The organism is Streptomyces katrae (assembly GCF_002028425.1).
In the GTDB taxonomy this organism is placed as follows: domain Bacteria; phylum Actinomycetota; class Actinomycetes; order Streptomycetales; family Streptomycetaceae; genus Streptomyces; species Streptomyces katrae_A.
This window is the reverse complement of sequence record NZ_CP020042.1, coordinates 7305243-7327580: the sequence shown is the minus strand read 5'-3', so window position 1 is coordinate 7327580 and position 22338 is coordinate 7305243. Positions and strand designations below refer to the sequence as shown.

The following is a 22338-nucleotide window of genomic DNA, read 5'->3' as shown; positions in this document are numbered from 1 at the left end:
GCGTGACCGGCCGTGGGAGCGCGGCTACGAACGGGTCAGCGGGAGGCGTCGGCATGAGCACCACCGAATCGCGACAGGACGTGCCGGACACGGCGCAGGGAGCTGCCGGCCAGGCGGTCAGGGAGACCCTGGAGGACTACACCCTGCGTTTCGCGCCCCGCAGTTACCGCCGCTGGAGCCCCTTGGTCGTGGCCACCACGGCCCTCGGCGGCATCGCGTACATGGCGGACTTCTCCATCGGCGCCGGCATCGGCCTGGCCCACGGCACCGGCAACGCCCTGCTGGCCATCGCCCTCGCCGCGGTGGTCATCTTCGTCACGGGCTTCCCCCTGGCCTACTACGGCGCCCGCTACAACATCGACCTGGACCTCATCACCCGCGGCTCCGGCTTCGGTTACTACGGCTCGGTCCTCACCAGTGCCATCTTCGCCAGCTTCACCTTCATCTTCTTCGCCCTCGAAGGCTCGATCATGGCCCAGGGCCTCGAACTCGGCCTCGGGCTGCCGCTCTGGCTGGGCTACGCGGTCTCCACGCTGATGGTGATCCCGCTGGTCGTCTACGGCATGAAGGCGCTCAGCAGGCTCCAGGTGTGGACCACCCCGGTCTGGCTGCTGCTGATGGTCGGTCCGCTGGTCTACCTGGTGGCCCACGACCCCGGCACGGTGGACCGCTTCCTGGCCTACGCCGGCACGGACGGCGACGGCGCCGTCGACACCGCCTCCGTGATGCTCGGAGCGGGTGTGTGCCTGTCACTGATCGCGCAGATCGGCGAACAGATCGACTACCTGCGCTTCATGCCGCCGAGGACGGAGGCGAACAAGCGAGCCTGGTGGACCGCCGTGCTCGTGGCCGGCCCCGGGTGGGTGGTGCTCGGCGCGCTCAAGCAGGCCATCGGCGTCTTCCTCGCCGTCTACGTCATCGCCGAGGCCGGACCGGCCGCCGCGCCCGAGCCCATCAGGCAGTTCCGGGGCGCGTTCGACGCGATGATGCCGCCTTGGGCCGTCATCCCGCTGGCCGTGGTCCTGGTGGTGATCAGCCAGATCAAGATCAACGTGACGAACGCGTACTCCGGCTCGCTGGCCTGGACGAACTCCTTCACCCGCGTCACCGGGCACTATCCCGGCCGCATGGTCTTCGTCCTGGTCAACCTCGCCTTCGCACTGGTCCTGATGGAAGCCGACATGTTCACCTTCCTGAACGGCCTGCTCGGCTTCTACTCGAACTGCGCGATCGCCTGGGTGGTCACCGTAGCCACCGACATCGGCATCAACAAACACGTGCTGGGACTGTCCCCGCTCCGGCCGGAGTTCCGCCGGGGCATGCTCCATGCGGTGAACCCGGTCGGCGTCGTGTCCTTCACCGCCGCTTCCGGGCTGTCGATCGCCGTGTACTTCCACCTCTTCGGTGACGGCCTCCAGCCGTACTCGCCCGTGGCCGCGGCCGTCATCGCCTTCGTCCTCACCCCGCTGACGGCCGTGGTCACCAAGGGCCGCTACTACCTGCGCCGCGCCGACGACGGCATCGGCGAGCCCCTGCTGGACGGCGACGGCAACCCGAGCGCGGCCGTCTTCGGCTGCCACGTCTGCCACCAGCCTTACGAGCGGCCCGACCTCGCGGCCTGCATCACCCACGACGCGGTCGTCTGCTCTCTGTGCCTGAGCACCGACAAGGCCGGCGAGCACGTCCTGCCGGCCGTCGGGTGAGCCGGGCCCACCGGGCTCAGCGCCGGGGGGCCACGGCGTCCACGGCTGCCGCGGCCGCGGCGAGGAGGCGGTGCAGGACGGGGACCGGGATCGCCGGATTGGTGACCGCCGTGCCCGCCGCGTCGCGGTCGTGCAGCAGCCCGGCCAGGACGCGGGCCGGCAGCCGGGGACTGCGCATCGCGCTCTCGCGGACGTGGCCCGCCGGGTCGTTCAGCAGCCGTACCGCGTCGGCCGGTGACAGCCGGGGGTCCTCGGCCGCGCGGCGGCGCACCTCGGATTCCGGGTCGCGGGCGAGACGTGCGACGTCGGCGGGTGTGGAGTGCGGATCGTCCAGGGCCAGGCGGCGCATCCGCCCGTCGGGGTCGGCGGCGTAGCGCAGCAGCCCCGTACGGGGGAAGTTGGGGTGGCTGCGGGGGCGGTCGGGGTGGCTGAAACTGCCGTCCCACCAGCGCCAGACCTCCAGCAGCATGCCGGCCGGCGCGTCCTCGCACGATTCGGCCAGGAACAGCCGGACCGTCCGGTCCTCGTCCCGCGCCAGACGCTCCACGACGTCCGGTGGAAGACGCCGGGCCCGGGCCACGCTCCGGCGGATGAGCGGATGGGACGACACGGCGAGTCGGCGCATCGCGTCGGCGTCCCCGTGCAGGTGCTGGACCCAGGGCAGCGGGTGCGACATCGACGCCGGGTCGAACGCGTGGCGCACCGCGGCACGCTGCTGCTCGTCGAGGTCGGGCCGCAGTGCCACCGCCGAGCGGACCTCCTCGTCCGGGTCTTGTGCCAGGGCGGCGACGCCGTGGGCACTGAGCCCCGGGTTGGCGGCCAGCGCCCGGCGGGTCTCCGCGTCCCCGTCACGGACCAGTTCCGCCTCCAGGCCGGGGGCGAGGCGGCACTTTTCGAGTGCGGGCCGCGTCTCGGGCAGCGCGGCGAAGACCTCGCGGGACATGGGGGCGGCGGTGTGGTGGGCGAGCAGCGCGGGCGTGCGCACCGCTTCGTCGGCGTCGGCCAGCAGCCGCTCCCGCAGCGGTGCGCCGAGCTCCTCCCACCGGGCGCAGACAGCCGCCCGCACGCGGGGATCGGCGTCGGCCGCGAGGTCCGGGAGGCGGTGGGCGGGGAGCCCGGGGAGTGCGGCGGCCGCGGCCCGGGACGGGCCGGCGAGGAGGTCGTCGTACAGGTCCTCGGGGAGTTCGGCGCCCCAGACGCCGGCGCATTCGGCCCACAGCGCGCGCCGCCGGGGCGACGGCTCGCCGCGTACCAGGCGGACCCACTGGTCAGACGTGAGCTTGGGCCGGAAGGTGTCGGCGGGTGCCGCTCGCACCCGCGGGTCGGGGTGGGCGACGGCGGCGTCGAGGACGGCGGGACGGTCGCATCCGTGCAGGAAGCCCTCCGCCACGTCCAGCAGCCGGATCAGCAGCTCGTCCGGTGCGGCGGGGTTGGACCCGATCCGCTCGGCCCAGTGCAGGGGCCACGCAGGGCGGCCGGGGACCGCTGCCCACACTTCGGCGCGCTCGGCCTCCGTCTCGCGCCCGGCGGCCGCGGCCGCCTCCTCCAGCCGGTCCGGCAGTCGGTCGAGGGCCGTCACGCGGGGCCCGTCCGCGCCGGGCACCTGGGCGACGAGCACCTGCCCGTCGAGGGACAGCGCGACGAACCCGGGGTCGCCGGTCAGCCCCGGTATGCCGCCGCCGGTGTGGCGGACCCGGGTCCACCACGCGTCGTTGCCGCCGATCCGATGTCCGAGGACGGCCACCAGGAACTCGCCGTCGGCATCCGCGAGGCGGCTCCACCTCGCGGGGTCGAGGGTTTCCCGGACCGCGCCGTCGGGCGCCGCGATCCCCCGCGCGATGCGCCAGCCGGCCTCGGGCGGCAAGAGGCCGCCGGCCGGGCGCACGTCCTCCACGACCGTGAGTCCGGCGGACGAGAGCAGTTCGTGGAATTCCGGGCGTCGGTGCACGCGGTGATGATCCCCTCCGGCCTGCGGCGGTTCAACTCCCTCGGCCGCGGCCGGTCCCCGCGGGCCACGGTACCCCGGAACCCCGGGACTTCGCGGACAGGTGCCGGGACCCGGCTGCCGGACCGGGGACGCGTACGGGCGGGCAGGCGGTCGGCGCCGGGCGGGAGTTCGTCCGGATCGCCGTCACGTCAGTCCGTCAGGGACCGGACGGCCTGCCGCTCCAGGTCCAGGCTGCGGTCCACGTGCTGCGCGCACGCGTCGAAGAAGGACCGGCGTTCGCCCGGACCCGCGTCCGGGGCGGTGTCGCGGGCGAGTGCGGCCAGCTCCGACCACTGCCCGGCGGACTCCCGGAACAGGGCGGCGGCCTCCGTGCGGCCGACGAGATCGAGGAAGTCGGCGTACAGCGGCCGCGTCGCGCCGGGGGCGGTCCACTCCTCCTCCAGGCAGGAGTACAGCCGCCCGGTGACCGCGCGGAAGGCTTCCGGCGCGCTGCCGAACCGATGCTCCCAGCCGGCGGCGGTGCTGCCGTCGCGCAGCTGGGCGGCGAGCCTCTCCATGCCGCTGAAACCGAAGTTCACGTCGAACGCGTTGCCCAGGACCGGACCGGTGAGGTGCCTGACCGTGGAGCCGATCGCCCCCGCCACGTCCGGCTCCTCCTCGGGCGGCCCGGTGGGCACGATCAGCTGGTGGCGGCCCTTGCGGTGCGCGGTCCAGGCGGCGCCGAACTCCTCGCGGTCGATCCGGTACGGGGTCTCGGCCCCGTCCTCGACCAGCAGGTCGTCTCCGTCGTAGCCGGCGATGACGACGGTGTACGCGTCGGTGCCGGTCAGCTCGGCGTCCGGGTCGGGGCCGTGCCAGGGCAGGGCGGAACGGTCGACCACGCAGAAGGCGGGCTGTCCGGCGTCGAGTGCGGCCCTGACCCGGCCCCAGCGGGGGTTCATGGCCCGGGTGGCCTCGTACGGCACCCCCAGTCGGCCGAGGGCGACCTGCACCCAGGGCTCGGGGTGGGCCTGGGCGACGATTGTGAGGAGGGGCAGCCGGCCCCCGTACTCGAAGACGAAGTACATGAAGCCGACGCCGCCGGCCAGGCCCGCCACGAGCTCCTCGTCGTGGACGCTGCCCAGGGCGTGCCGGATCAGCGAGGCCTCGCGGTGGCGTCCGGTGCCGAAGTCTTCGTAAGCGAGCGTGGTCATGACGCCACCCTAACCTGCGTAAGGGCAGCTCAGGCCGGGCGGAGGCGCATCGCCGACCACACCACACGCCGTCGAGGGCGCTCTGGCGGACCGGCCGGACGCCGTGGCCGGCCGGCCGTGCGTGCGCCGTGTCGGCCGCCGGCGTGCCGCCGGCCGTGGTCGTGGGCGGTGCCCGGGGCCGGTGTGCCGAGGCGGCCGGGGCCGGGTCCGTCGCCGGTCCCGGTCCGGACCGCCTCAGCCAAGGGCCCGGCCGGCTCTAGCCGTAGATCTGCAGGCCCCAGCCGAAGGCGAAGTCCCAGTACGTGCAGCTGAAGCGCTTGCCCGTGGCCTTGCCCGCGGCCACACAGGCCTCGGGGCTCGGGTAGACGTTCACGGAGCCGACCGCGGTCCCCGCCGGCTGCGCCGGCACGGCCGCCTGGGCCGTCGCGGTCGCACCTCCCAGGACGAGCGCACTTCCCAAGGTGAGGCCTGTCAGTGCACGGCGTGCGCGCATGGTGTTCCCCTCTCGTGGAGCCGGTGCTGTCAGGTGCGCGACAAGACTCCCGAGGAACGGTCCAGGAACGACGGGGAACGGGTGGGGAACCGGTGGAGTACAGCCGGCCTCCGGGCCGGCGCGGCTCGTTCCGGTGTCCGCTCCCCCGCTGCTTGGATGCGTGTTGCGTGTTGCGTACTGCTGCGGCTGATCCCGCCCGGCACCTGGGCGGCGGCGACCGGTTCCGGGCGGCCGTCGTCGGTTCGGGGCCCGCCGCCGAGCCCCGCCCGAGCCTGTTGCCCTGCGCGCCTCCGTGGCCGCTCCGCAGCAACGGGAGGAACTGTCGGCATGGCCGGCCGAGTCGACGCGGGCGCTGCTGAGCGCGCTGCGGGAGGTGGGCCATGGGACGACGCTCTGTGCGCTGGCCGGCACTGGCCACCTCTCCGCCGGGCGCCCCGGGGACGCGGCTGTCGATCGGCTCCCGGCGCCGTCAGGCCCGGCGGCAGGGCCCGGCCTCTGGCGGTGGGCGGAGTTGGCGGCGGCCTGGTGTGTAGGCGCCCGGTACCGCTCCTGCGGGAGGTTGTGGTGTCAGGACGGGTTCCGAGCGAGGTGAACCACGTCGGGGACCCCACGGGCGACGGGTACCTCCTTGGTGTGCACGTCCTCGAAGTCCGCCTGGCGGAGGGCCCTCTCGAATGCGGGAGACGGCTGGGCGGACCAGATCGCCAGGATTCCGCCCGGGGTGAGACGGGCGCGGCAAGCGGCGAGACCACTCGGGGAGTAGAGGCTGTGGTTGTCGTCGGTGACGGTCCAGTCGGGGCCGTTGTCGATGTCGAGGCAGAGGGCGTCGTACTGCTCGTCCGTGGTGCGCAGGTGGTCGTTGAGGTCGGTGTGCAGGATGCTCACCCGCGGGTCGGACAGGGCGTCGGCGGTGATCGCACTCAATGGGCCGGTGCGGTGCCAGCCGATGATGGCGTCTTCGCGTTCGACGACGACGATCCGCGACCAACGGGGCTGCCCGCTGGCGTGCGCGAGGGAGAATCCGACACCGAGTCCGCCGATCAGGACCGTGGGGGCGGCGGCTGTCGTCTGTCCGAGGGCGGCATCGACGAGGAGCCGCTCGGAGCGCCCGTCAGAGGTGTCCATCAGGAAACAGCCGTTCACGATGATTTCGTACGTCTCATCGCGACGGCGCAGAACCACCTCACCGTGTGGTCCGGTGCGGCGGTCCAGCGTCGACGGGGCTTCCACATGGGCAGTGTGGAATGTCATCGTGCGCGTCCCTTCATGTGAACCGGTGATCATTCGGCTGTCCCAACGAAGTCGTGGGCCAGGAGGTTCCTGCGTTCCGGCAATGGCTGCCCTGATTCCACCCGTGGAGCCGGTCATTCTGCGGGTCTGGTAGGCCATCAGCTCCAGGGTTGTCGTGGACCGACCCGGTGGGTGGCGACGGCGGCGGACGGGCCGCGCGTCCAGGGGCCGGGCCAGAGAGGCTGTGCGCGGAGGGAACCGGCACCGAACAGCAGGCCGAGCGCGTAGTAGGCGTCGCCGTAGCGTTCGGGCAAGTGCTGCCCCAGCGCCGGTACGGTGCCGTCGTGGCGGCTCCTGGTGATGTGGCCGTTGTGTGCCCACAGGGCAACTTTGGCGGACGGGTCCTCCAGGACCCGTCCGAGGTTGTCGGCCATGTGCCGGTCACGGGCGGCGAAGACGGTCTGCCCCGGGTCGGTGTGGCGTCGCTCGCGCGTCACGAGGTCGGGGGCCTGCGCCAGGGTCCGTGCGTGGCGCAGCACGTCGGCCGCGTCGGGAGCCAGTTCACGCAGGAACTCCAGCAGTTCCTCGGCCTCGTGGGCCAGGCGGCGTTGTGGGTCGGGGCGCGATCCGGGATACGCCCTGGCCAGTACCCCGAGCGCTTCGTGCATGCCGGCCACCCGGTCCGGTGCCGCCCCGCGCAGGAAGGCGTCGAGCGCGGTGGGGGAAGCACCGCATGCTTGGGGGTCGATGCCGACGAAACCCACCTGCTCGTCCTCCGGCCGTCCCCGGTTGTAGGCCCGCATCCATCGAGGACCGCCAGCACCTCGTGGGTCCGCCAGGTCCAAAATCCCAGCCCCGCAAGGACCTCGGCGCCGTCCCCGGTGCCCCGGCGGACCCAGGCGTCGACGGCTTCGCCCGCCGATGCGCTGGCCTCCATGGCCAGTACCGAGAACCCCAACTCGGTGACGAGGAACTCCAGCAGGCGGTGCTTGAGCTGGAAGAACTCGCGCGTTCCGTGGGTGGCCTCCCCCATCCCCACGATCCGTTTAGGCCGTTGAGCACCTGCTTCAGCGGTCGCAGGTCGTCGGTGGACGCGCCCGCCGTCAGGCAGGCCAACGGTAGGGCGCTGCGGCCAGCCAGGCTGTCACTCCGTCGGACACGGCGTCCCCCTCTGTCGCCGGGATGTCCGCCGAGGCTATCCCTTGGGGTGTGCGGCCAGCGGGAGCCCGATGCTGAGGCGGTATAGGCCCGGCGACTGCCCCGAGCTCGATCATCAGTCGAGCGACATGAGAGCCATGGCGATGAGGCCCTGCTCGCCGGCGGCGTCCTCGCAGCATCACGCCGCCGGTGCTCACGCCGCAGTTGTCACCGCCCCTGCGACTTGCGCGGCCGATCGCCCGCCTCGTTAAGGTGACCCAGAACAGGGGGGTGATTGCAGTGGAGATGAGCCGGACTGCGGCCGTTGCCGTCGTGCAGCGGATCATGGATGCGGACTACACCTCCGAAGAAGAGGTGGACGGGTGGTTGGAGATGCTCGACAGAGCCCTGGCATGTCCAACCGGCCACGTCAGTGACTTGATCTTCTGGCCGCCGGAGCGGGATCTCTCGGCTGCTGAAGTGGTCGAGCAGGCCCTGGCCTATCGGCCGATCGCCCTGTGAGGTCGATGCTCGGCTCCGGAGCCAGATGGTCACGGCTGCTGCGGCGACCGTGCCGAGGCAGACGGAGCCGCGCTTGTCGTAGCGCGTGGCGACCGCTCTGGACTGCTTGTGGCGGCCTCAGGAGCGGCCTCAGGAGCGGCCTCAGGAGAAGAGGAGGCACCCGCAACCGCCGGCATCGGCCCACGACGGCTGTTGCCACCGACGGCGGATAGGCGGCGGGTGTGCCGAGGCTGTGCTCGGCGGATTCCCCAGACCACCGTCGTGGGCACGGGGGGCGGGCTCCGACGGGGTGGGGAGGGGGGAACCGTCCCCCCTCGGAGGGATGGCCCTGGCCCCGTCGGTGTACGGGGTCACCCGGGTGCGCGGCATGGCTACGCGGGGTTCCGTGCCTCTGGTCTTGCACGATCGTGGAAGCGCCGCGCGGGGCGGCGCGGTGCCTGAGGGAGCGACCGCGGTGGATGTGGGACGACGCGCCGTGCTGGCGGCGCTGCCGGCTGTGGGGCTGGTGGCCGGCTCGAGCGCTGTGGCCGCGTCGGCTGCCCGGGGGCGGGAAGGCGGTGTCGTGGCGGCTCCTCGGCCGCCGGCTTCGCTGCTCGGACAGGAGATCCGGCGGTTGCCGACATCGCGGGAGGTGGTGGCGCTCACCTTCAACGCCGCGTGGGACGAGAGCGGACTCGGCACCGTCCTGGCGGAGCTGCGCCGGCGGAAGGCGCCTGCCACCTTCTTCCCCACGGGGATGTACGCCGAGGCCCATCCGGCGGCCGTGCGGGCGATGGCCGAGGCCGGACACGGCTTGGGCAACCACTCGTACAGCCATCCGTACTTCGATGACCTGAGCACCCAGGAGCGGGCGCGGGAGGTCCACGCGGCGGACGCGGCGATCCGTAAGGCGTCCCAGGCCGAGCCCCTGCCGTTCTTCCGTTTCCCGTACAGCTCCACCACGGAGGATTCGGTCGCGGACGTCAACGAGATGGGCTACGCGGCGATCGAGTTCACCAACGACACGAACGGCTACTTGGGGCAGGCCGGCGGCATGACCGTGAACCAGGTGGTCCGCAGGGCGGTGGGCTCGCTGGGGCCGGGGGCCGTCCTGCAGATGCATGTCGGGAGCAGCGCGGGTGATGGGGTGGTGCTGGACGCCCAGGCACTGCCGCGAATCATCGACGCGGCAGTGGAGGAGGGGTACAAGATCGTGGACCTGCGCGAGTTCCTCGCGGCGACGTAACCGGGCATGGTCCGCCTTCCCGGCTGCCGGAAGACGACGCCTTCGCCGTCACCCCGTCATGTGACGCGGCGGCGGCCCGTCTGCGGGTGCAGGCGGGTGGTGAGGAAGGTGAGGATCTCGTCGCGTGCCTGGACCGTGGGGTGGCCCGCCTCGTCGACGAGGTGGGCCGTGACGACGCTGTGCGGTGTGCCGACCAGGTCGGCGAAGAAGGGCGGCGGCGTCGGGTTGGCGGCGGTGTCCGGGAGGACGCGGCCGTCGAAGGCCTCGCCGAGCAGGGCCCGGTAGGCGGCGAAGCGCTGCCCCGTGCACCACCGGTCGCCCTCGAAGCGGTAGGCCAGGACGGTGAGTCCGTCACGGTCGAGGCGGTCGCGCACCGCGCGGGCGTCCGCCGGGTCGAGTTCGATTCCGCCGGGGTCGTCGAGCGGCAGCGACGGGTGGTTGACCACCGGGGCGATCACGGCGGGCTCCAGGGCCATGGTGAGGGCGAAGTTGCCGGTGAAGCACAACCCGATCGCCCCCACCCCCGGCCCGCCACACTCCGCGTGGGCCTGACGCGCCAGGCCGCGCAGCCAGAGCGTCACCGGGCTGGTGCCGCCCCCGGCGAAGGCGCGGAACTCCGCGCTGACGCATGCGCGGCGGACGACTTCCCGGCCGCCCTCGACGGTGGGGAAGGCACCGTCCGTCCCGAAGAGGGAGGGCACGTGGACGGTGAAGCCCGCGTCCCGCACCCACCGCGCGAGCCGCAGGACGTCGGGGCTGATGCCCGGCATCTCGGGCAGCACGACGACCGCGGGGCCGGCCCCGGCCACGTACACCGTCTTCTCCACCCCCTCCACGGCAACGGTCCGGCGGGTGAAGTCGGTGATCGGATCGTCTTCGGTCATGGGGTCAGCCTGACGCGGAACCGGCTGCCGGGTGAGGGGCGGGATCGCCAGGATGAGAGGTGATCTCGCCATATCCTCATCCTCATCCTGATCCTGGTGGGGGCGGGGCAAGGGCAGGCGGGGGGACGGGTGGGGGCGGAAGAGGGGCGGCCGGCGGGGGGCGGCGACGGGGCGGGGGACCTGCGGGTCGGGGTCCTGGCGTACCCGGGCTGTTTCGCGTCCGAAGTGTTCGGTGTGCCGGACCTGTTGACGATGGCCGGCCACATCGCCGGGCCGGACGCGCCGGGCTACCGGGTGTCGGTCGTCTCGCCGCGGCGCCGGGTCACGGCCTCGGGCGGCGCGAGCCTGGACGTACGGCCCGTGCGTGAGGTCGACGTCCTCGTGGTCCCCGGCTTCGAGCTGCGTGCGGGCGCGGATCTCGACGCCCTGCTCGGCCGGCTCACCCCGGAGACCGCGGCGATCCGGGCGCAGGCCGCCGCCGGCACCGCCATCGTCTCGCTGTGCATCGGCGCGTTCCTGCTCGCCGAGGCGGGCCTCCTCGACCGGCGCCGGGCCACCACCTCCTGGCTGCACGCCGGGGAACTGGCCCGGCGCTGTCCCGAGGCGGAAGTACAGCCCGAGCACCTGGTCGTCACCGACACGGGGGTGACGACCACGGCCGCCTTCAGCGCGATGTACGACTTCGCGCTGGACCTGATCCGCAGGCAGCACGGCGCCGGCGTGGCCCGGGCCACCGCCCGTGTCGCGCTCCTCGACGACGCGCGGGCCTCACAGACCCCGTACGTCGATCCCCGGCTCCTGCCGCAGCCAGGCCGGGAGTTCTCCCAGCGGGTCATGCGGCTGCTCGACCAGAACCTCGCCGAGCGGTACGACCTCGCCGCACTCGCGGACGCGTTCCAGGTCAGCACCCGCACGCTGCTGCGCCGCTTCGCCGAGGAGACCGGACACAGCCCGCTGGTCCATCTCCAGGCCGCCCGGGTCCGCCGGGCCCGCCATCTGCTGGAGTCCACCGACCACACCGTCGCCGCGGTCGCGGCGGCCGTCGGATACCAGGACCCCGGCACCTTCGCGGCGCTCTTCGCCCGCCACACCGGCCACCGCCCGAGCGCGTACCGGACGGCGTTCCGTCGGAGTCGTGCCGGTACCGGCACCGGAACCGGTACGGCGTGCGCCCGGTAGAGGGGGGGTGCGTGCTGCACGCACACCCCCGGGGGTAGCCCGGTTCCCCGCCGCGGCTGGGGCTCGGGCGGCGAGCCGCCACGACCGTGGACTGTGGCACGGCGCCCCGGATGAGGAAGGCGGCCCGGCACAGCGTTCGACCGCGCCGGGGGCTTGGGGTCCATGGGTTCGGAGAGAGCGCGTCGCGTCCGGAAGCGCAAGATCGGCGGGGCCTACCGCTTCCCGCCGTGGGTGGGGTATCCAGGGAGGGCGGCCCGCATCGGGCATCGACCCCCTCCCCCGCCTGGAACGGAGACCTGTTGTGGACGGCTGGTACGTGGACGACCGTTGCTTCAACTGTGATGTCGCACGACAGCTCGCGCCCGAGCTGATCGGCGAGGCCGGCGGTAAGTCGCAGATCCTGCGCCCGCCGCGCGACGAAGCGGAGACGCGGCGCTTACACGCGGCCGCCTTCGCCTGCCCCACCCGCTCGATCCGGCACACCTCCCAGCGGCCGGACCAGCGGCTCGACCCCTTCCCGATGGAGTTGGACAGCGGCGTGCTGCTCTGCGGGCACAACTCGCAGCACACCGCCGGGGCCAATTCCTACCTGCTCCTGCGGCCCTCGGGGACGGTCATGATGATCGACACGCCGCGCTGGAGTCCGCGGCTCGCCGAGCGGTACTCGGCTCGCGGCCCCGTCACCGATGTGCTCCTCACCCATCGCGATCACGCCGCACACGGCCGCCGCTACGCCGACCACTTCGGCGCCCGGCTGTGGATCCACGAGGGCGACCTCGATGCGGCACCCGACGCCGACCGGGTGATCCGCGGTCTCGAGCCGCTGGAGGTCGGTGCGGGGGTCACCGCCCATCCGCTGCCGGGCCACACTCCCGGCAGCGTGCTCTACCTCGCCGATGACCGGTACTGCTTCAGCGGGGACAGCTTCTACTGGTCACGCACCACGGGCGATCTGGAAGTCGCAGACAGCGTGACCTGGTACTCCATCGAGGAGTTGGCCGCCTCATTGGCCGGGGCGGCAGGACGGCTCCGGTTCGAATGGGTCCTCCCCGGTCACGGCGACCGCCGCCGGCTGCCCGCCGACGATATGGCCCGGCGGTTGAGCGCGCTGGCGGAGCGCACCCGGCTGTTGCGGCCCCGGCCGATCGACTTCACCGCCGTGCGCTGGTGAACGCACAGGCCGGAGATCCGGCCCGCCGCGTCAGTCCGTCCGCGTCCGGTACGACGGCGCAGGATGCGTGCGCCGTGTCCGCCAGCATCAGGGAGAATCCGGCATCCGTGACTTCGGAGAGCGTGTCGGCCCCGCCGGGGTAGTTCCTGTGTGCCAGTTCGCCAGGCGGCAGCGGGGCCACGGACGCGGTGAAGTCGTCTTGAAGGAGCTGGGCTCTGGGGCTGAGTTCCGGCTCGACGGCCACGGACACCAGCGAGCGGGGCCGCAGTAGTCGGGCCACTGCGGCTGTGCTCTCCGGCGTCACGCGGAACCATCTGCACCCGTGAGCGCCGTACGCCCAGCGCGCTCGCAGAGCAGGGTCAGGCGCTCGGATGCCTTCGCCGCAAGCGGTCGGCGCGAAGGCGGGCGGGCGGGCGACCGCGAGGGCGCACGCTCTCGTGGCGGCGGCGGAGGAGCCGAAAGCCGGCGGCTGACAGGCCCGGGGCCACCCGGGGGCGTGCCTTGGTGTGTCGTGTCGTGCCGTGGCTGGGCGTGCCGTGCCGTGCCGTGTCGTGTCGTGTCGTGTCGTGTCGTGTCGTGGCTGACTCCAGCAGGCTTGTCCCCCATCCACCAGCGCCCTTCCGTGACGATCACGTCCGGCCCAGTCGGCCGGGCCGTCTCTTGCTCGTTCCCCGGATGTCCGGGGGCTCGGCCGGCATCGCCGCCTCGGCATCCGCTGCCCAGGGGGTGGGGGCCGATGCATCCATAGGCCCCTCCTATGAGGAGCGCCGTGGCCGGCATCCGGCACCCTCCGGCGTGCATAGGTTCGGTCTATGGGCTCATCGGGTCGACCGCCCTACTGCCGGACGTCCTCCCCGGTCGAAGGTGAGAGAGAGCAACCGCACCAGGTAGGGACGAAGAAGTGAACGTGAAGCACATGGCGGCGGCCACCGTGGTCGCAGCGATGGCACCGATGGCCCTCGGGGCCGCCCCCTCGATCGCGGCCGAGCGGTCCGACACCGGGGCGAGCGTGCCGGGCCGGGGCTCGGCGGCCGACGCCGGGTCGCCCGCCGAGGAGGACCGGCCGTCCACCTCGCTGGTACATCCCCCCGGAGGAGGGGACGCCCTCGCCCGCACACCCGACGGCGACCCCGACACCGCCGCCCAACCCCGCTCCGGCTCCGGCTCAGGGGGCGGATGGCGCCCGGGCCGCCGAGGCGCCGGTCCTGGGGCTGGAGGACGTGCCGGAGTCGTTCGAGGCGGGCGGGGGCTGGGGCGAGTTCTCCGTCACGGTGGACCACGCCGGAGGCAGCGAGCCGGAGCGCAACCGCCTCGTCCTGCTCGTCGGATCCCTGCCGGTCAGCACGACGACGGCGGGGTCGTCGTTCCCGTGCACGCTCCCGGCAGCAAGGGCCACCTTGCCGAGACCGGGGCCGACGCCCGTCCGCAAGCACCGGCGCCGCAGGCGGGCAGGCTGACGGCCACCCGGCATCGGCCGGCTCGCGCTGCTCGGGATGCGGTCGGGGCCGACGCGACGGGGGACGACGGCGAGGACGGCGCCGCTCCCCCAGCGGTCGTGGGTCAGCCCTGTTCCCTGATCGGTTGCCTCAGGCCGTCTGCGCGTGCAGGGAGAGGACCGCGCTGAGTGCGACGCCGCCGTCGAGAAGGGCTCTGGAACGGGTGGTGATGCTCGCGTCCCGGGCGGTCAGGGCAGCTGCGACGTCCGGCGATCGGGGGGTGCGCCTCAGCTGCGGCATGAGGGCCCGAAGGGGCGGGATGCGGTACCCGGCCTTGCGGAGCTGGTGGACGATCCGTGCGTCGCGCACCTGGGCCGGCGTGTACCGCCGCGTTCCACTCGGGTCCCGGTCCGGGACGACGAGTTGCTCCGCGTGCCAGTGCCGCAAGGTCGACGGACGCACGCCGAGCGCAGCGGCGAGTTCGGAGACGGTCATCGCGTCCGTGGGGTGCACGTCTTCGATGCGCTCGGCGGAGATCGCGCGGGCGGCCTCTCCGGCCTGGCTGAGCTCGGCGCGCTCGGCGGCGAGGCGGGCGTGGGCGGTGTCGAGCAGGGCCAGAGCCGGGGCGGTGGGGAGCTGGTGGAAGGCACGCACGATCTTCTTCGCCTCGGTGGGCCCCGTGGCGGCGGCGAGGGCCCGGTAGGCCAGTGCGGACTGCAGGTGCACTTCCGCGTAGATCCGGTAGCCGGTGGCCGTGCGTGTCGCCGGAGGAAGCACGCCGTCGCGCTCAAGGTTGCGGATCTGCTGGACGGAGTACCCCGTGCGTCGCGCGACGGCAGCAGTACGCAAATGGCCTGATTTGAGACTTACCATCCTGCATTCCCTCTGTTCAGGCCTTCAACTCTCCACAAGCACTTCAATGCAACGCTAGAGCACATGACCATCGACGAGATCATCGGCTTCGTGGGCGGCCTCGACGGCGTCCTGATCACCCAGCCCGCACCCGGCGACGGCACACCGGAGATCAGCTGGGGCGACACCTTCTTCTCCTACGCACCCGACGGCACCACCCCGACGGCTGCCCAGCCCTTCGCGACCATCGTGACCAAGGACTACCCCGGCGACGAGGCGTCGCGCCTGGACCGGCCGGACACCTTCCGCGTGAACATCGCGGCCGGGAAGGAAGCGTTCCGCAAGTGGACCGGCCGCTCGCCCCGCGACCCGTCCGGCACCGAGCCGGACCCCAGCGCCACCGACACCGTCATCGCGCACCCCGTCTACGGCGCCGCCGGCTGGCTGGCGGTGGTGAACCCGGGCGAACGCACCCACGCCGCGACCCGTGAACTGCTGCGTACGGCCCATGGGCTGGCACGCGCACGCCACGAGCGACGCACCCGATCGACCACCCGCTGAAATCGCCCCGCCCCGCCCCACGGCCGGCCGCCTGCCCGTCGGGCGACACCCATCGCCGCGTCCCGGCAGTCCCCGTCCCTGGCCTCCACTACCCTTACGGCGACGATCATGGGATGGGGGCGGTCCGGGCATGACAGCGGGGAACGGGGCGGGAGCGCGGCTGCGGGCGGAGGACCCGCTGGAGATTTCGGGATACAGGCTGCTGGCCCGAATCGGCGAGGGCGGCATGGGAACCGTCTACCTCTCCCGCACGCGCGGCGGGCAGCCCGTCGCGCTGAAAGCAGTCCGCCGTGAATACGGAGACGATCCAGGATTCCGTCGGCGGTTCGAACAGGAGGTCCAGGCAGCCCGCCGGGTCCAGGGCTACCACGTCGTCCCGGTCCTCGACCACGACACCACCGGCGAGCGGCCCTGGCTGGCCACCGCGTTCGTCCCCGGCCTCTCGCTGCACGAGGCCCTCACCGCGCACGGCCCGCTGCCGCTGCCCGCGGTCCTCCAGCTGGTCGGCTGCACAGCCCGGGCACTGGAGGCGATCCACGCGGCCGGCATCGTGCACCGCGACCTCAAGCCCGGCAACATCCTGCTGAGCGACCAGGGCCCGTACGTCATCGACTTCGGCATCGCCCGCGCCGCCGACGCGACCCAGCTCACCGCCTCCGGCGGCGTCGTCGGCACGCCGCAGTTCATGTCCCCCGAGCACGCCCTGGGCGAACCGGTCGGACCGGCCTCGGACATCTTCTCGCTCGGCCTGATCGCTGCCCTCGCAGCCACCGGCCGCCACCCCTACGGCGACGGCGGCGCCCTCACCCTGGCCGCGCAGATCGCCAACACCGCCCAGCGCCCGCCCCGCCTCGACCTCTACGACGACACGCTCCGCCCCCTGCTCGAACGCTGCCTCTCCCATGACCCGGCCCGCCGCATCACCCCGGGGGAACTGGCCGCCCTGTGCGAGAGGGCGACGGGCCGCAGGCTGGACGACTTCACCCGCTGGCTGCCGGACCCTCTGGCCGAAGAACTGACCGCCCGCAGGCATGCCGCACTCAGGCCGGAGCCGGAACGGGAGCCCCAGCCGAAGGCGGAGCCGGAGCCGACGGTCGCCGATTCGGCACAGCCTCCACCGCGTCCACCACACAGCCCGACCTTCGCCTCCGCCCCGACCTCGGCACCGTCCACGCATCCCCCCACCGCACCGGACGCCCCACGCCGCAAGCGGGCCGGTCTCGTCGCCGCCGCCGCGGCCGTCGTCCTGGCGGCGGCCCTGACGTGGGCGGTGTCCCACTCCGGCAATACCCACGTCGACACGCCTGAGCAGAGCGAAGGCAAGCCGCCCGCCTCCCCTTCGCCGTCCGCTTCCGACGACTCCGGGTACACCGTCGTCTTCCGGGACCGACCCCTTGTCCTGCGCTCGCCGGGCGGCGCCAACATCGTCAGGGTCGACCTCGACGTTCCCGAAATCGTGCAGGACTCCCCGGGCAGGGAGATCATGCTCAGCGAGGTATCGGGGGGAAGGTGGGAGTTCTACACCCCGATGGGCAAGAGCACCGGAAAGACGCCGCAGCAGTGCCTCCAGGGCGCGCAGGCTGACGTACTGCCCTCCGAGGTCAAGGCACAGGACCTTCCCGCCACCCTGCCCGTCGGAACTCTCATGTGCACGGTCACCACCGACGGGCAGCTGGCCATGCTGGAAATCACCGCCATCACCACCGGACACGGCAACCTGCCCGACTACGCCACCCGACTCACCCTCTGGCAGAAGCGGTAGGAGCTGTCCTTAGCCGGTCGGCTGGGCCGCGTACCTGCTGTCCGCGGACCTCTGGGGCCGGGTCCTGCAGAGCGCGGAGGAGCGGGCGGCACCAAGGCTGCGGGAGGCGTCATCCCTTGCGCAGCTTCCTGGGGCCCTCCTGGGCGTCCACGCCGGTGTAGGCGTCGTCGTCCTTGCCGCCGCTCGGACGCTGTGAGCGGCCGCGGGGTCCCAGGTCGTGGTGGCCCTTGTTGCGGCTGCCCTTGGCGAGGTCCTCGCCGCTGCGCGACGTGCTCTCCACCGGTACCACCTCGTCGGCGCCGTCGGACGGCGCTGCCTTGCCCGTCTGACCCCTGGCCTTCTCGGGCGGTGTGTCGAAGGAGCGCCGGGCGCTGGGGTTGTCCTGCGTGTGGGTGGCGTCGACATCCGGTGACCAGCCGTGTTGCTCGGTGCCTTCGTGCCGGCCGGGTCCCTCACCGTGCGGGACGTGCGATTTCGGGCTTGTGGACATCAGGTCGCCCTCCTCGGATCGACGGAATGACTCGCTCCTCGCGCCTGCCCGGGGCTGAGCGGTCCAACCCCTGCGGCGGCGGATGTCGCGGTTACGCCCGTGACTCAGCAGGCCTGCGACCCTGAGATACGTCGTCCGAGGGCGACCATGTGGCGCATGACGGGGATCGGGATGAGAGGGTTGTGGGCGGCGTGTTCGGCGCTGTCGGCATCGAGTAGGAGTCTCACGAGCGCATCCGGCGGGAGGGACGGGTTCTTCCAGGCCCGCCGGCGCACGGCCTGGTCCGGATCGGCGGTGAGCCGTCGCAAGGAGTCCGGCGAGAGCCGGCGGTCTTCGCCGGCGGCCATGCGAACGAGCGGGTCTGCGTCCAGGCTCAGCTGCTCGATCACGGCGCCCGTGGCTGCGGGGTCGTCGAGTGCGAGTGCCCGCAGGCGCGGGTTCGGGTCGGTCGCGTAGCGCAGCAGGCCGTCGCGCGGGAAGTTCGGGTGCCTGCGCGGCCGGCCCGGGAAGGAGAGGCTGCCGTCCCACCACGATGCGACCTCCAAAAGCACCTCCGGCGGCGCGTCGTCACAGGACTCGGCGAGGAACAGCCGTACCACGCGGTCCTCATCGCCAGCGAGCAAGGCAGCCACGTCCTCAGGGAGGCGCGCTGCCCGCGCAACGCTGCGGCGTACGAGCAATTTCGGCGAAGCTGCGAGCCGGCGCATGGCTTCGGCGTCGTCGTGGAGAGCACCGACCCACCACAGCCCGGTCGTATGGCCGTCCGGATCGATATCGGGCACCTCGGCGGCTGCGGCCGCGATCTCATCGGGGGTCGCGGGCGGTGCGGCACCGGGGTGCGGAGCGCGTCCGATGCCACGGCCGCCGGGCGCGAGCCGTCGTGCTGCCAGGTCCTCTTCCGCGAATTCGGTCAGCAGCTGTCGCTCGCGCGGACTCTGAGCGGTGGCGATCAGCCGCTCCCACTGCTCCTCGGCCAGGCGGCCGCAGTCGGCGGCGGTGGCGCGTACACGCCTTCCGGTGTGGACGACCGCCGCGTCCAGGACGTCGGGTGGCAGGTCTTCACGCCACAGGAGACCGGGTTCGTCAGCGTCCAGGAGGTCAAGGAGCACGTTCACGGGCGCCGCGCGATTGAAGCACAGCCCGGACAGCCACGAGAGTCCCACTCGCCGTTCGACGTCGCTGGTGGAAGTGAGCGTGAGCCAGGCGTCGGGCGCGTCGACGAAAGTGTCTGTCACCGGGGAAGGCTAACGCCCCTGCGGTTCCTCCGACGCGGCGCGACGGAGTCGGACTCGGTGGCCCGAGACCGCCGGCCCAAATGCAGTCCGCCGCCCCGGTGCGTCAGGCCGGGGCGGGAATCGGTTGGGTCCTAGCGTGGGTCCGGAACGATCCGGGCGTACCGGCGCCCGGATCCCGGTCTTTCGGAGGCACCTGACCATGACCGTCGAACTCTCTGAGCTCACCGGGGACTACGTCCTCGACCCCGCCCACACCCGGATCGGCTTCGTCGCCCGCCACGCCATGGTGACCAAAGTCCGCGGTGCCTTCCACCAGTTCGAAGGCACCGCCCACCTGGACGGCGCCGATCCGGCCCGCTCCACTGTCCAGGTGGTGATCAAGGCCGAGAGCATCGACACCGGGGTGGAGCAGCGTGACCAGCACCTGCGCACCAACGACTTCCTGGACGCTCCCAACTTCCCCGACATCACCTTCCGCAGCACGTCGGTGGAGGCTCACTCCGACACCGAGTACCGCGTCACCGGCGACCTGACCATCAAGGACACCACCCGCCCGGTCACCGTCGACTTCGAGTACACAGGCAATGCCGTCGACCCCTACGGCAACCTGCGGGTCGGCCTGGAAGGATCGGTGACCATCTCCCGCAAGGAGTTCGGCGTGACCTGGAACGCGGCCCTGGAAGGCGGCGGAGTGCTGGTCGGCGACAAGGTCGTCCTGGAGTTCGACATCTCCGCGATCAAGCAGGGCTAGCGGTGCCCCGCCGGCCGCTTCACCACTTGCCGGACAGCTTGCCGAGGGGGTCACCCCCCGTACCGGACCGCTTGACGCGGCCGGCGACCACGAGGGCGTCGCTGATCCATGCATGTGCCCTCAGCGTGCTGCCGAGATGGCCGGCGAGGGCCTGCGTGAGCTCCTTGAGGCGGGCATCGCGGTCGAAGACGTCGAGGACGAAGGCGGCCATCGGTGCGAAGTCGCCGCCCCGGGCCGCGCGCACGGCGGAGGCCATCGTCGACCGTATGCGGGACAGGCCCGCGGCGTTCTTGAGTGCACGCCAGAACCGGGCGTCGCTGTACCCGGGCAGCTCGTCGAGGAGGGCGGAGAGCTGTTGCTCGTCGTACGTCACGGTCGGCTCCTTCGTGTAGGCGTCCAGTATCGGAGCCGACGTTCACGGAAGGGGAGGTTCCGCGGAACGTGCCGCGGGACGGGGCGGCCGCGGTCGATGCCCCGGCTTCGGGAACATTGACATCCGCCCCTCCGACGCCACCCTTTCACTACTTCCTTAGTGAAAGGGTGGTGAGTCGACGTGGTCGAGTACCGCATCGACCGGCGCAGTGGTGTGGCCACCTACCTCCAGATCGTGCAGCAGACCAAACAGGCCCTGCGACTGGGCCTGTTGCGACCCGGGGACCGGCTGCCCACCGCCCGCGAGGTGGTCGAGGCACTTGCCGTCAACCCCAACACCGTGCTCAAGGCGTACCGGGAACTCGAACGCGAGGGCCTGGTGGAGGGCCGCCGGGGGCTCGGCACCTTCGTCCGCCGGACGCTCGGCGAAGGCGGGGCCGCCGACGCCGCGTTGCGCACCGAGCTCGCCCGGTGGCTGGCGCGGGCCCGGCGCGCGGGACTGGAGGAGGACGACATCACCGCACTGTTCACCGCCGTGCTGACCGGATCCGAGGACGAAACCAATCAGGGGGACGAGACATGACGGCAGTTTTAGAAGTGCACGGCCTCGGACGGAGGTTCAGGCGCAGCGGCTGGGCCCTGCGCGACTGCTCCTTCCGGCTCCCCGCCGGGCGCGGGGGCGTACGCGGCGGTGGACGAGGGCCCGCGCTTCGGGGGCGTGCGGGCCGCTGCCTATGCTGCGGCTCATGGGATTGGACCTGACGCTGTTCATGGCGGACTGGGGGCGGTTGGGCGCCTTCCCCGTCGGGGAACGGATCGACGCGCTCGACGGGACCGTCTGGCCGCCCGACGGTGACGAGAGCCTGAGGTACGGGCGGTCCGGCGGGTGGCAGTGGCCGCCGGGCCCGGGGGCGGCGTGGTGCGCCGCGTACGCGTTCTTCACCACGACCGGCTCCTACCGCCCGCACTCCCGCGCCGGCGACGGATGGGCGGACATGCGCCCGTTGGCCGACGTGTCCGTGCGGGAGGCGATGGACGCCTTCCTCGGTGGGCTGATCTGGGATGCGGATCCGGACGATGATCCGGCGCTGACCGGTGGGGAGGGGTTCTTCCCGCCGGTCACCGACCCGCGGCGTCCGCACCTGCTTCTGGTCTGCCCTCCGGAGGCAGTGGAGAGGAAGGTTCCGGCCTGGGATGGGCTCGAGCCGTGCCTCGACGGACTGCGTGCGCCGTTCGCCGCCGAGTGCGAGGGCTGGGCGGGCCGTCCGGACAGCTTCGAGGGCTTCGCCGCGCTGCTGCGTGAGTGGGGCGATGTGGTCAGGGAGGCGGCCCGGCGCGGTTGGGGGTTGGTGGGGGTGCCGTAGCCGGGGCGGGATGCTGCGGCGAGGAGGCGGTCTGCCTCCCGGCCCCCGAGAAGGCGCTGCGTCTGCGGCCGGCAGCGGTACTTGGCACCTGGTCAGCGGCCCCGGGCGAAGGCTGCGATCTCGGCCGTGCCGGGGCGGTATCCGTTGGACGTGTCCACGAGGAGGGTGGGCGCGGCCAGGGAGATGTCGACGAACTCCTCGGGGCGGTAGGCGCCCGTGGAGAGGCCGGTGAGGAGCCGGCGGTCGTCGTGTGCGGCTCGATGCGGGTCCGAGTCGGCCCGGTCGGTCATGCGCTCGGTGATGGTGTGTGTGGGTGCGGTGCAGCGGATGATCCGGAGGTCGGCGAGACCCGTGAGGGGTTCGAGGCCGGGGCGCCAGATGCGGTCCTGGTAGGCGGCCTCGGCGACGACGGTGACGCCGGCACGGAGGAGTACGCCGAGGGTGTCGAAGAAGGCGTGCAGGGCCGGGACGTTGAGGGGGTCGTCCCCGCCGGCCCGGTGCGCGGCGGCGTTCATGACCATGCCCTGCTTGATCTCGTCGCGGACGATCGCGGGGCATCCCAGTTCCCGCGCGAGGCGGTGCGCGAGGGTGGTCTTCCCGGTTGCGGGCGGTCCGCTGACCACCACGATGGTGGGTCTAACTGGCATGCGGCGAGCTCCCGAGGGTGAGCCGGTGCGCCGGAATCGTTCGGTTGGGTGTGGGGCGATCCGAGGGGGCCGCGGCGCGGGGGCCAGCCTATCGGTCCGGTGCCTCGTACGGGGCCGGCGGAGGGCCGCATGCATTGATTCCGGCCATCGGCTCGTGCCGCCTCGCCTCTGACGATTGGACAA

Annotated in this window: 20 protein-coding genes and 1 pseudogene; 10 read left to right on the top strand and 11 right to left on the bottom strand. The window is 72.6% G+C overall.

Going from position 1 to position 22338, the window contains the following annotated elements; translation table 11 throughout:
* Positions 1–53 precede the first annotated feature (53 nt).
* Positions 54–1703, top strand: coding sequence for a purine-cytosine permease family protein (locus B4U46_RS33375; RefSeq protein ID WP_079431311.1), 1650 nt, complete (start codon positions 54–56; stop codon positions 1701–1703).
* A 16-nt stretch (positions 1704–1719) separates the two neighbouring features.
* On the opposite strand, the gene B4U46_RS33370 is transcribed toward B4U46_RS33375, so the two are convergent.
* The 5 genes and pseudogenes from B4U46_RS33370 to B4U46_RS39555 all read right to left on the bottom strand — a co-directional run bounded on the left by B4U46_RS33370 (position 1720) and on the right by B4U46_RS39555 (position 7504).
* On the bottom strand, positions 1720–3651 hold the full coding sequence (locus tag B4U46_RS33370; protein WP_079431310.1) for a hypothetical protein: 1932 nt from the start codon (positions 3649–3651) through the stop codon (positions 1720–1722).
* A 188-nt stretch (positions 3652–3839) separates the two neighbouring features.
* Positions 3840–4844 carry a BtrH N-terminal domain-containing protein gene (locus B4U46_RS33365; RefSeq protein ID WP_079431309.1) on the bottom strand — a complete coding sequence of 335 codons (1005 nt, stop codon included), beginning with the start codon at positions 4842–4844 and terminating at the stop codon, positions 3840–3842.
* 256 nt (positions 4845–5100) lie between these two features.
* Positions 5101–5337, bottom strand: coding sequence for a hypothetical protein (locus B4U46_RS33360; protein WP_100862088.1), 237 nt, complete (start codon positions 5335–5337; stop codon positions 5101–5103).
* A 567-nt stretch (positions 5338–5904) separates the two neighbouring features.
* Positions 5905–6588 (bottom strand): spermidine synthase, encoded by a 684-nt coding sequence (locus tag B4U46_RS33355; protein ID WP_079432169.1) that lies wholly within the window; start codon positions 6586–6588, stop codon positions 5905–5907.
* A gap of 137 nt (positions 6589–6725) precedes the next feature.
* Positions 6726–7504 (bottom strand): annotated as a pseudogene (locus B4U46_RS39555) (erythromycin esterase family protein).
* Positions 7505–8010: 506 nt separating this feature from the next.
* Here B4U46_RS39555 and B4U46_RS33340 point away from each other — a divergent pair.
* Together B4U46_RS33340 and B4U46_RS33330 are read left to right on the top strand one after the other, a co-directional pair.
* Positions 8011–8226: an e9imm peptide gene (locus B4U46_RS33340; RefSeq protein ID WP_185117215.1), complete on the top strand. Its 216-nt coding sequence runs from the start codon at positions 8011–8013 to the stop codon at positions 8224–8226.
* A gap of 613 nt (positions 8227–8839) precedes the next feature.
* Entirely contained in the window at positions 8840–9451 is a 612-nt protein-coding gene (locus tag B4U46_RS33330; RefSeq protein ID WP_237293229.1) for a polysaccharide deacetylase family protein, read from the top strand.
* A gap of 56 nt (positions 9452–9507) precedes the next feature.
* Here the strand turns inward: B4U46_RS33330 and B4U46_RS33325 are convergent, their stop codons facing one another.
* Complete coding sequence (locus B4U46_RS33325) at positions 9508–10335, bottom strand: dienelactone hydrolase family protein (RefSeq protein WP_079431304.1); 828 nt, start codon at positions 10333–10335, stop codon at positions 9508–9510.
* A gap of 234 nt (positions 10336–10569) precedes the next feature.
* Here B4U46_RS33325 and B4U46_RS33320 point away from each other — a divergent pair, with 234 nt between their 5' ends.
* A complete protein-coding gene (locus B4U46_RS33320) occupies positions 10570–11514 on the top strand; it encodes a GlxA family transcriptional regulator (RefSeq protein WP_237293228.1) in 945 nt (314 codons plus the stop codon).
* A 301-nt stretch (positions 11515–11815) separates the two neighbouring features.
* Entirely contained in the window at positions 11816–12685 is an 870-nt protein-coding gene (locus tag B4U46_RS33315) for an MBL fold metallo-hydrolase (RefSeq protein WP_079431303.1), read from the top strand.
* A 1586-nt stretch (positions 12686–14271) separates the two neighbouring features.
* On the opposite strand, the gene B4U46_RS33295 is transcribed toward B4U46_RS33315, so the two are convergent.
* A complete protein-coding gene (locus tag B4U46_RS33295; protein ID WP_237293227.1) occupies positions 14272–14970 on the bottom strand; it encodes a MerR family transcriptional regulator in 699 nt (232 codons plus the stop codon).
* Between the two features lie 87 nt (positions 14971–15057).
* Here B4U46_RS33295 and B4U46_RS33290 point away from each other — a divergent pair, with 87 nt between their 5' ends.
* Positions 15058–15534: a DUF6194 family protein gene (locus tag B4U46_RS33290; protein WP_079431298.1), complete on the top strand. Its 477-nt coding sequence runs from the start codon at positions 15058–15060 to the stop codon at positions 15532–15534.
* 130 nt (positions 15535–15664) lie between these two features.
* Positions 15665–17296 carry a serine/threonine-protein kinase gene (locus tag B4U46_RS33285; protein ID WP_079431297.1) on the top strand — a complete coding sequence of 544 codons (1632 nt, stop codon included), beginning with the start codon at positions 15665–15667 and terminating at the stop codon, positions 17294–17296.
* A 109-nt stretch (positions 17297–17405) separates the two neighbouring features.
* Here B4U46_RS33285 and B4U46_RS33280 read toward each other — a convergent pair whose 3' ends face one another.
* Together B4U46_RS33280 and B4U46_RS33275 are read right to left on the bottom strand one after the other, a co-directional pair.
* Positions 17406–17786 carry a hypothetical protein gene (locus B4U46_RS33280; RefSeq protein ID WP_079431296.1) on the bottom strand — a complete coding sequence of 127 codons (381 nt, stop codon included), beginning with the start codon at positions 17784–17786 and terminating at the stop codon, positions 17406–17408.
* A 104-nt stretch (positions 17787–17890) separates the two neighbouring features.
* Positions 17891–19021 (bottom strand): hypothetical protein, encoded by a 1131-nt coding sequence (locus B4U46_RS33275; RefSeq protein ID WP_079431295.1) that lies wholly within the window; start codon positions 19019–19021, stop codon positions 17891–17893.
* A 199-nt stretch (positions 19022–19220) separates the two neighbouring features.
* Here B4U46_RS33275 and B4U46_RS33270 point away from each other — a divergent pair, with 199 nt between their 5' ends.
* The gene (locus B4U46_RS33270) at positions 19221–19772 is read left to right on the top strand and encodes a YceI family protein (protein ID WP_079431294.1); all 552 of its coding nucleotides are present in this window, start codon (positions 19221–19223) and stop codon (positions 19770–19772) included.
* Positions 19773–19791: 19 nt separating this feature from the next.
* Here the strand turns inward: B4U46_RS33270 and B4U46_RS33265 are convergent, their stop codons facing one another.
* Complete coding sequence (locus B4U46_RS33265; RefSeq protein ID WP_079431293.1) at positions 19792–20145, bottom strand: hypothetical protein; 354 nt, start codon at positions 20143–20145, stop codon at positions 19792–19794.
* Positions 20146–20325: 180 nt separating this feature from the next.
* Between B4U46_RS33265 and B4U46_RS33260 the strand changes: the two genes are divergently transcribed.
* A complete protein-coding gene (locus B4U46_RS33260) occupies positions 20326–20727 on the top strand; it encodes a GntR family transcriptional regulator (RefSeq protein WP_079431292.1) in 402 nt (133 codons plus the stop codon).
* Positions 20728–20890: 163 nt separating this feature from the next.
* Positions 20891–21508: a hypothetical protein gene (locus B4U46_RS33250; protein ID WP_079432166.1), complete on the top strand. Its 618-nt coding sequence runs from the start codon at positions 20891–20893 to the stop codon at positions 21506–21508.
* A 92-nt stretch (positions 21509–21600) separates the two neighbouring features.
* Here the strand turns inward: B4U46_RS33250 and B4U46_RS33245 are convergent, their stop codons facing one another.
* Positions 21601–22155 (bottom strand): AAA family ATPase, encoded by a 555-nt coding sequence (locus B4U46_RS33245; protein WP_079431290.1) that lies wholly within the window; start codon positions 22153–22155, stop codon positions 21601–21603.
* Positions 22156–22338: the final 183 nt, after the last annotated feature.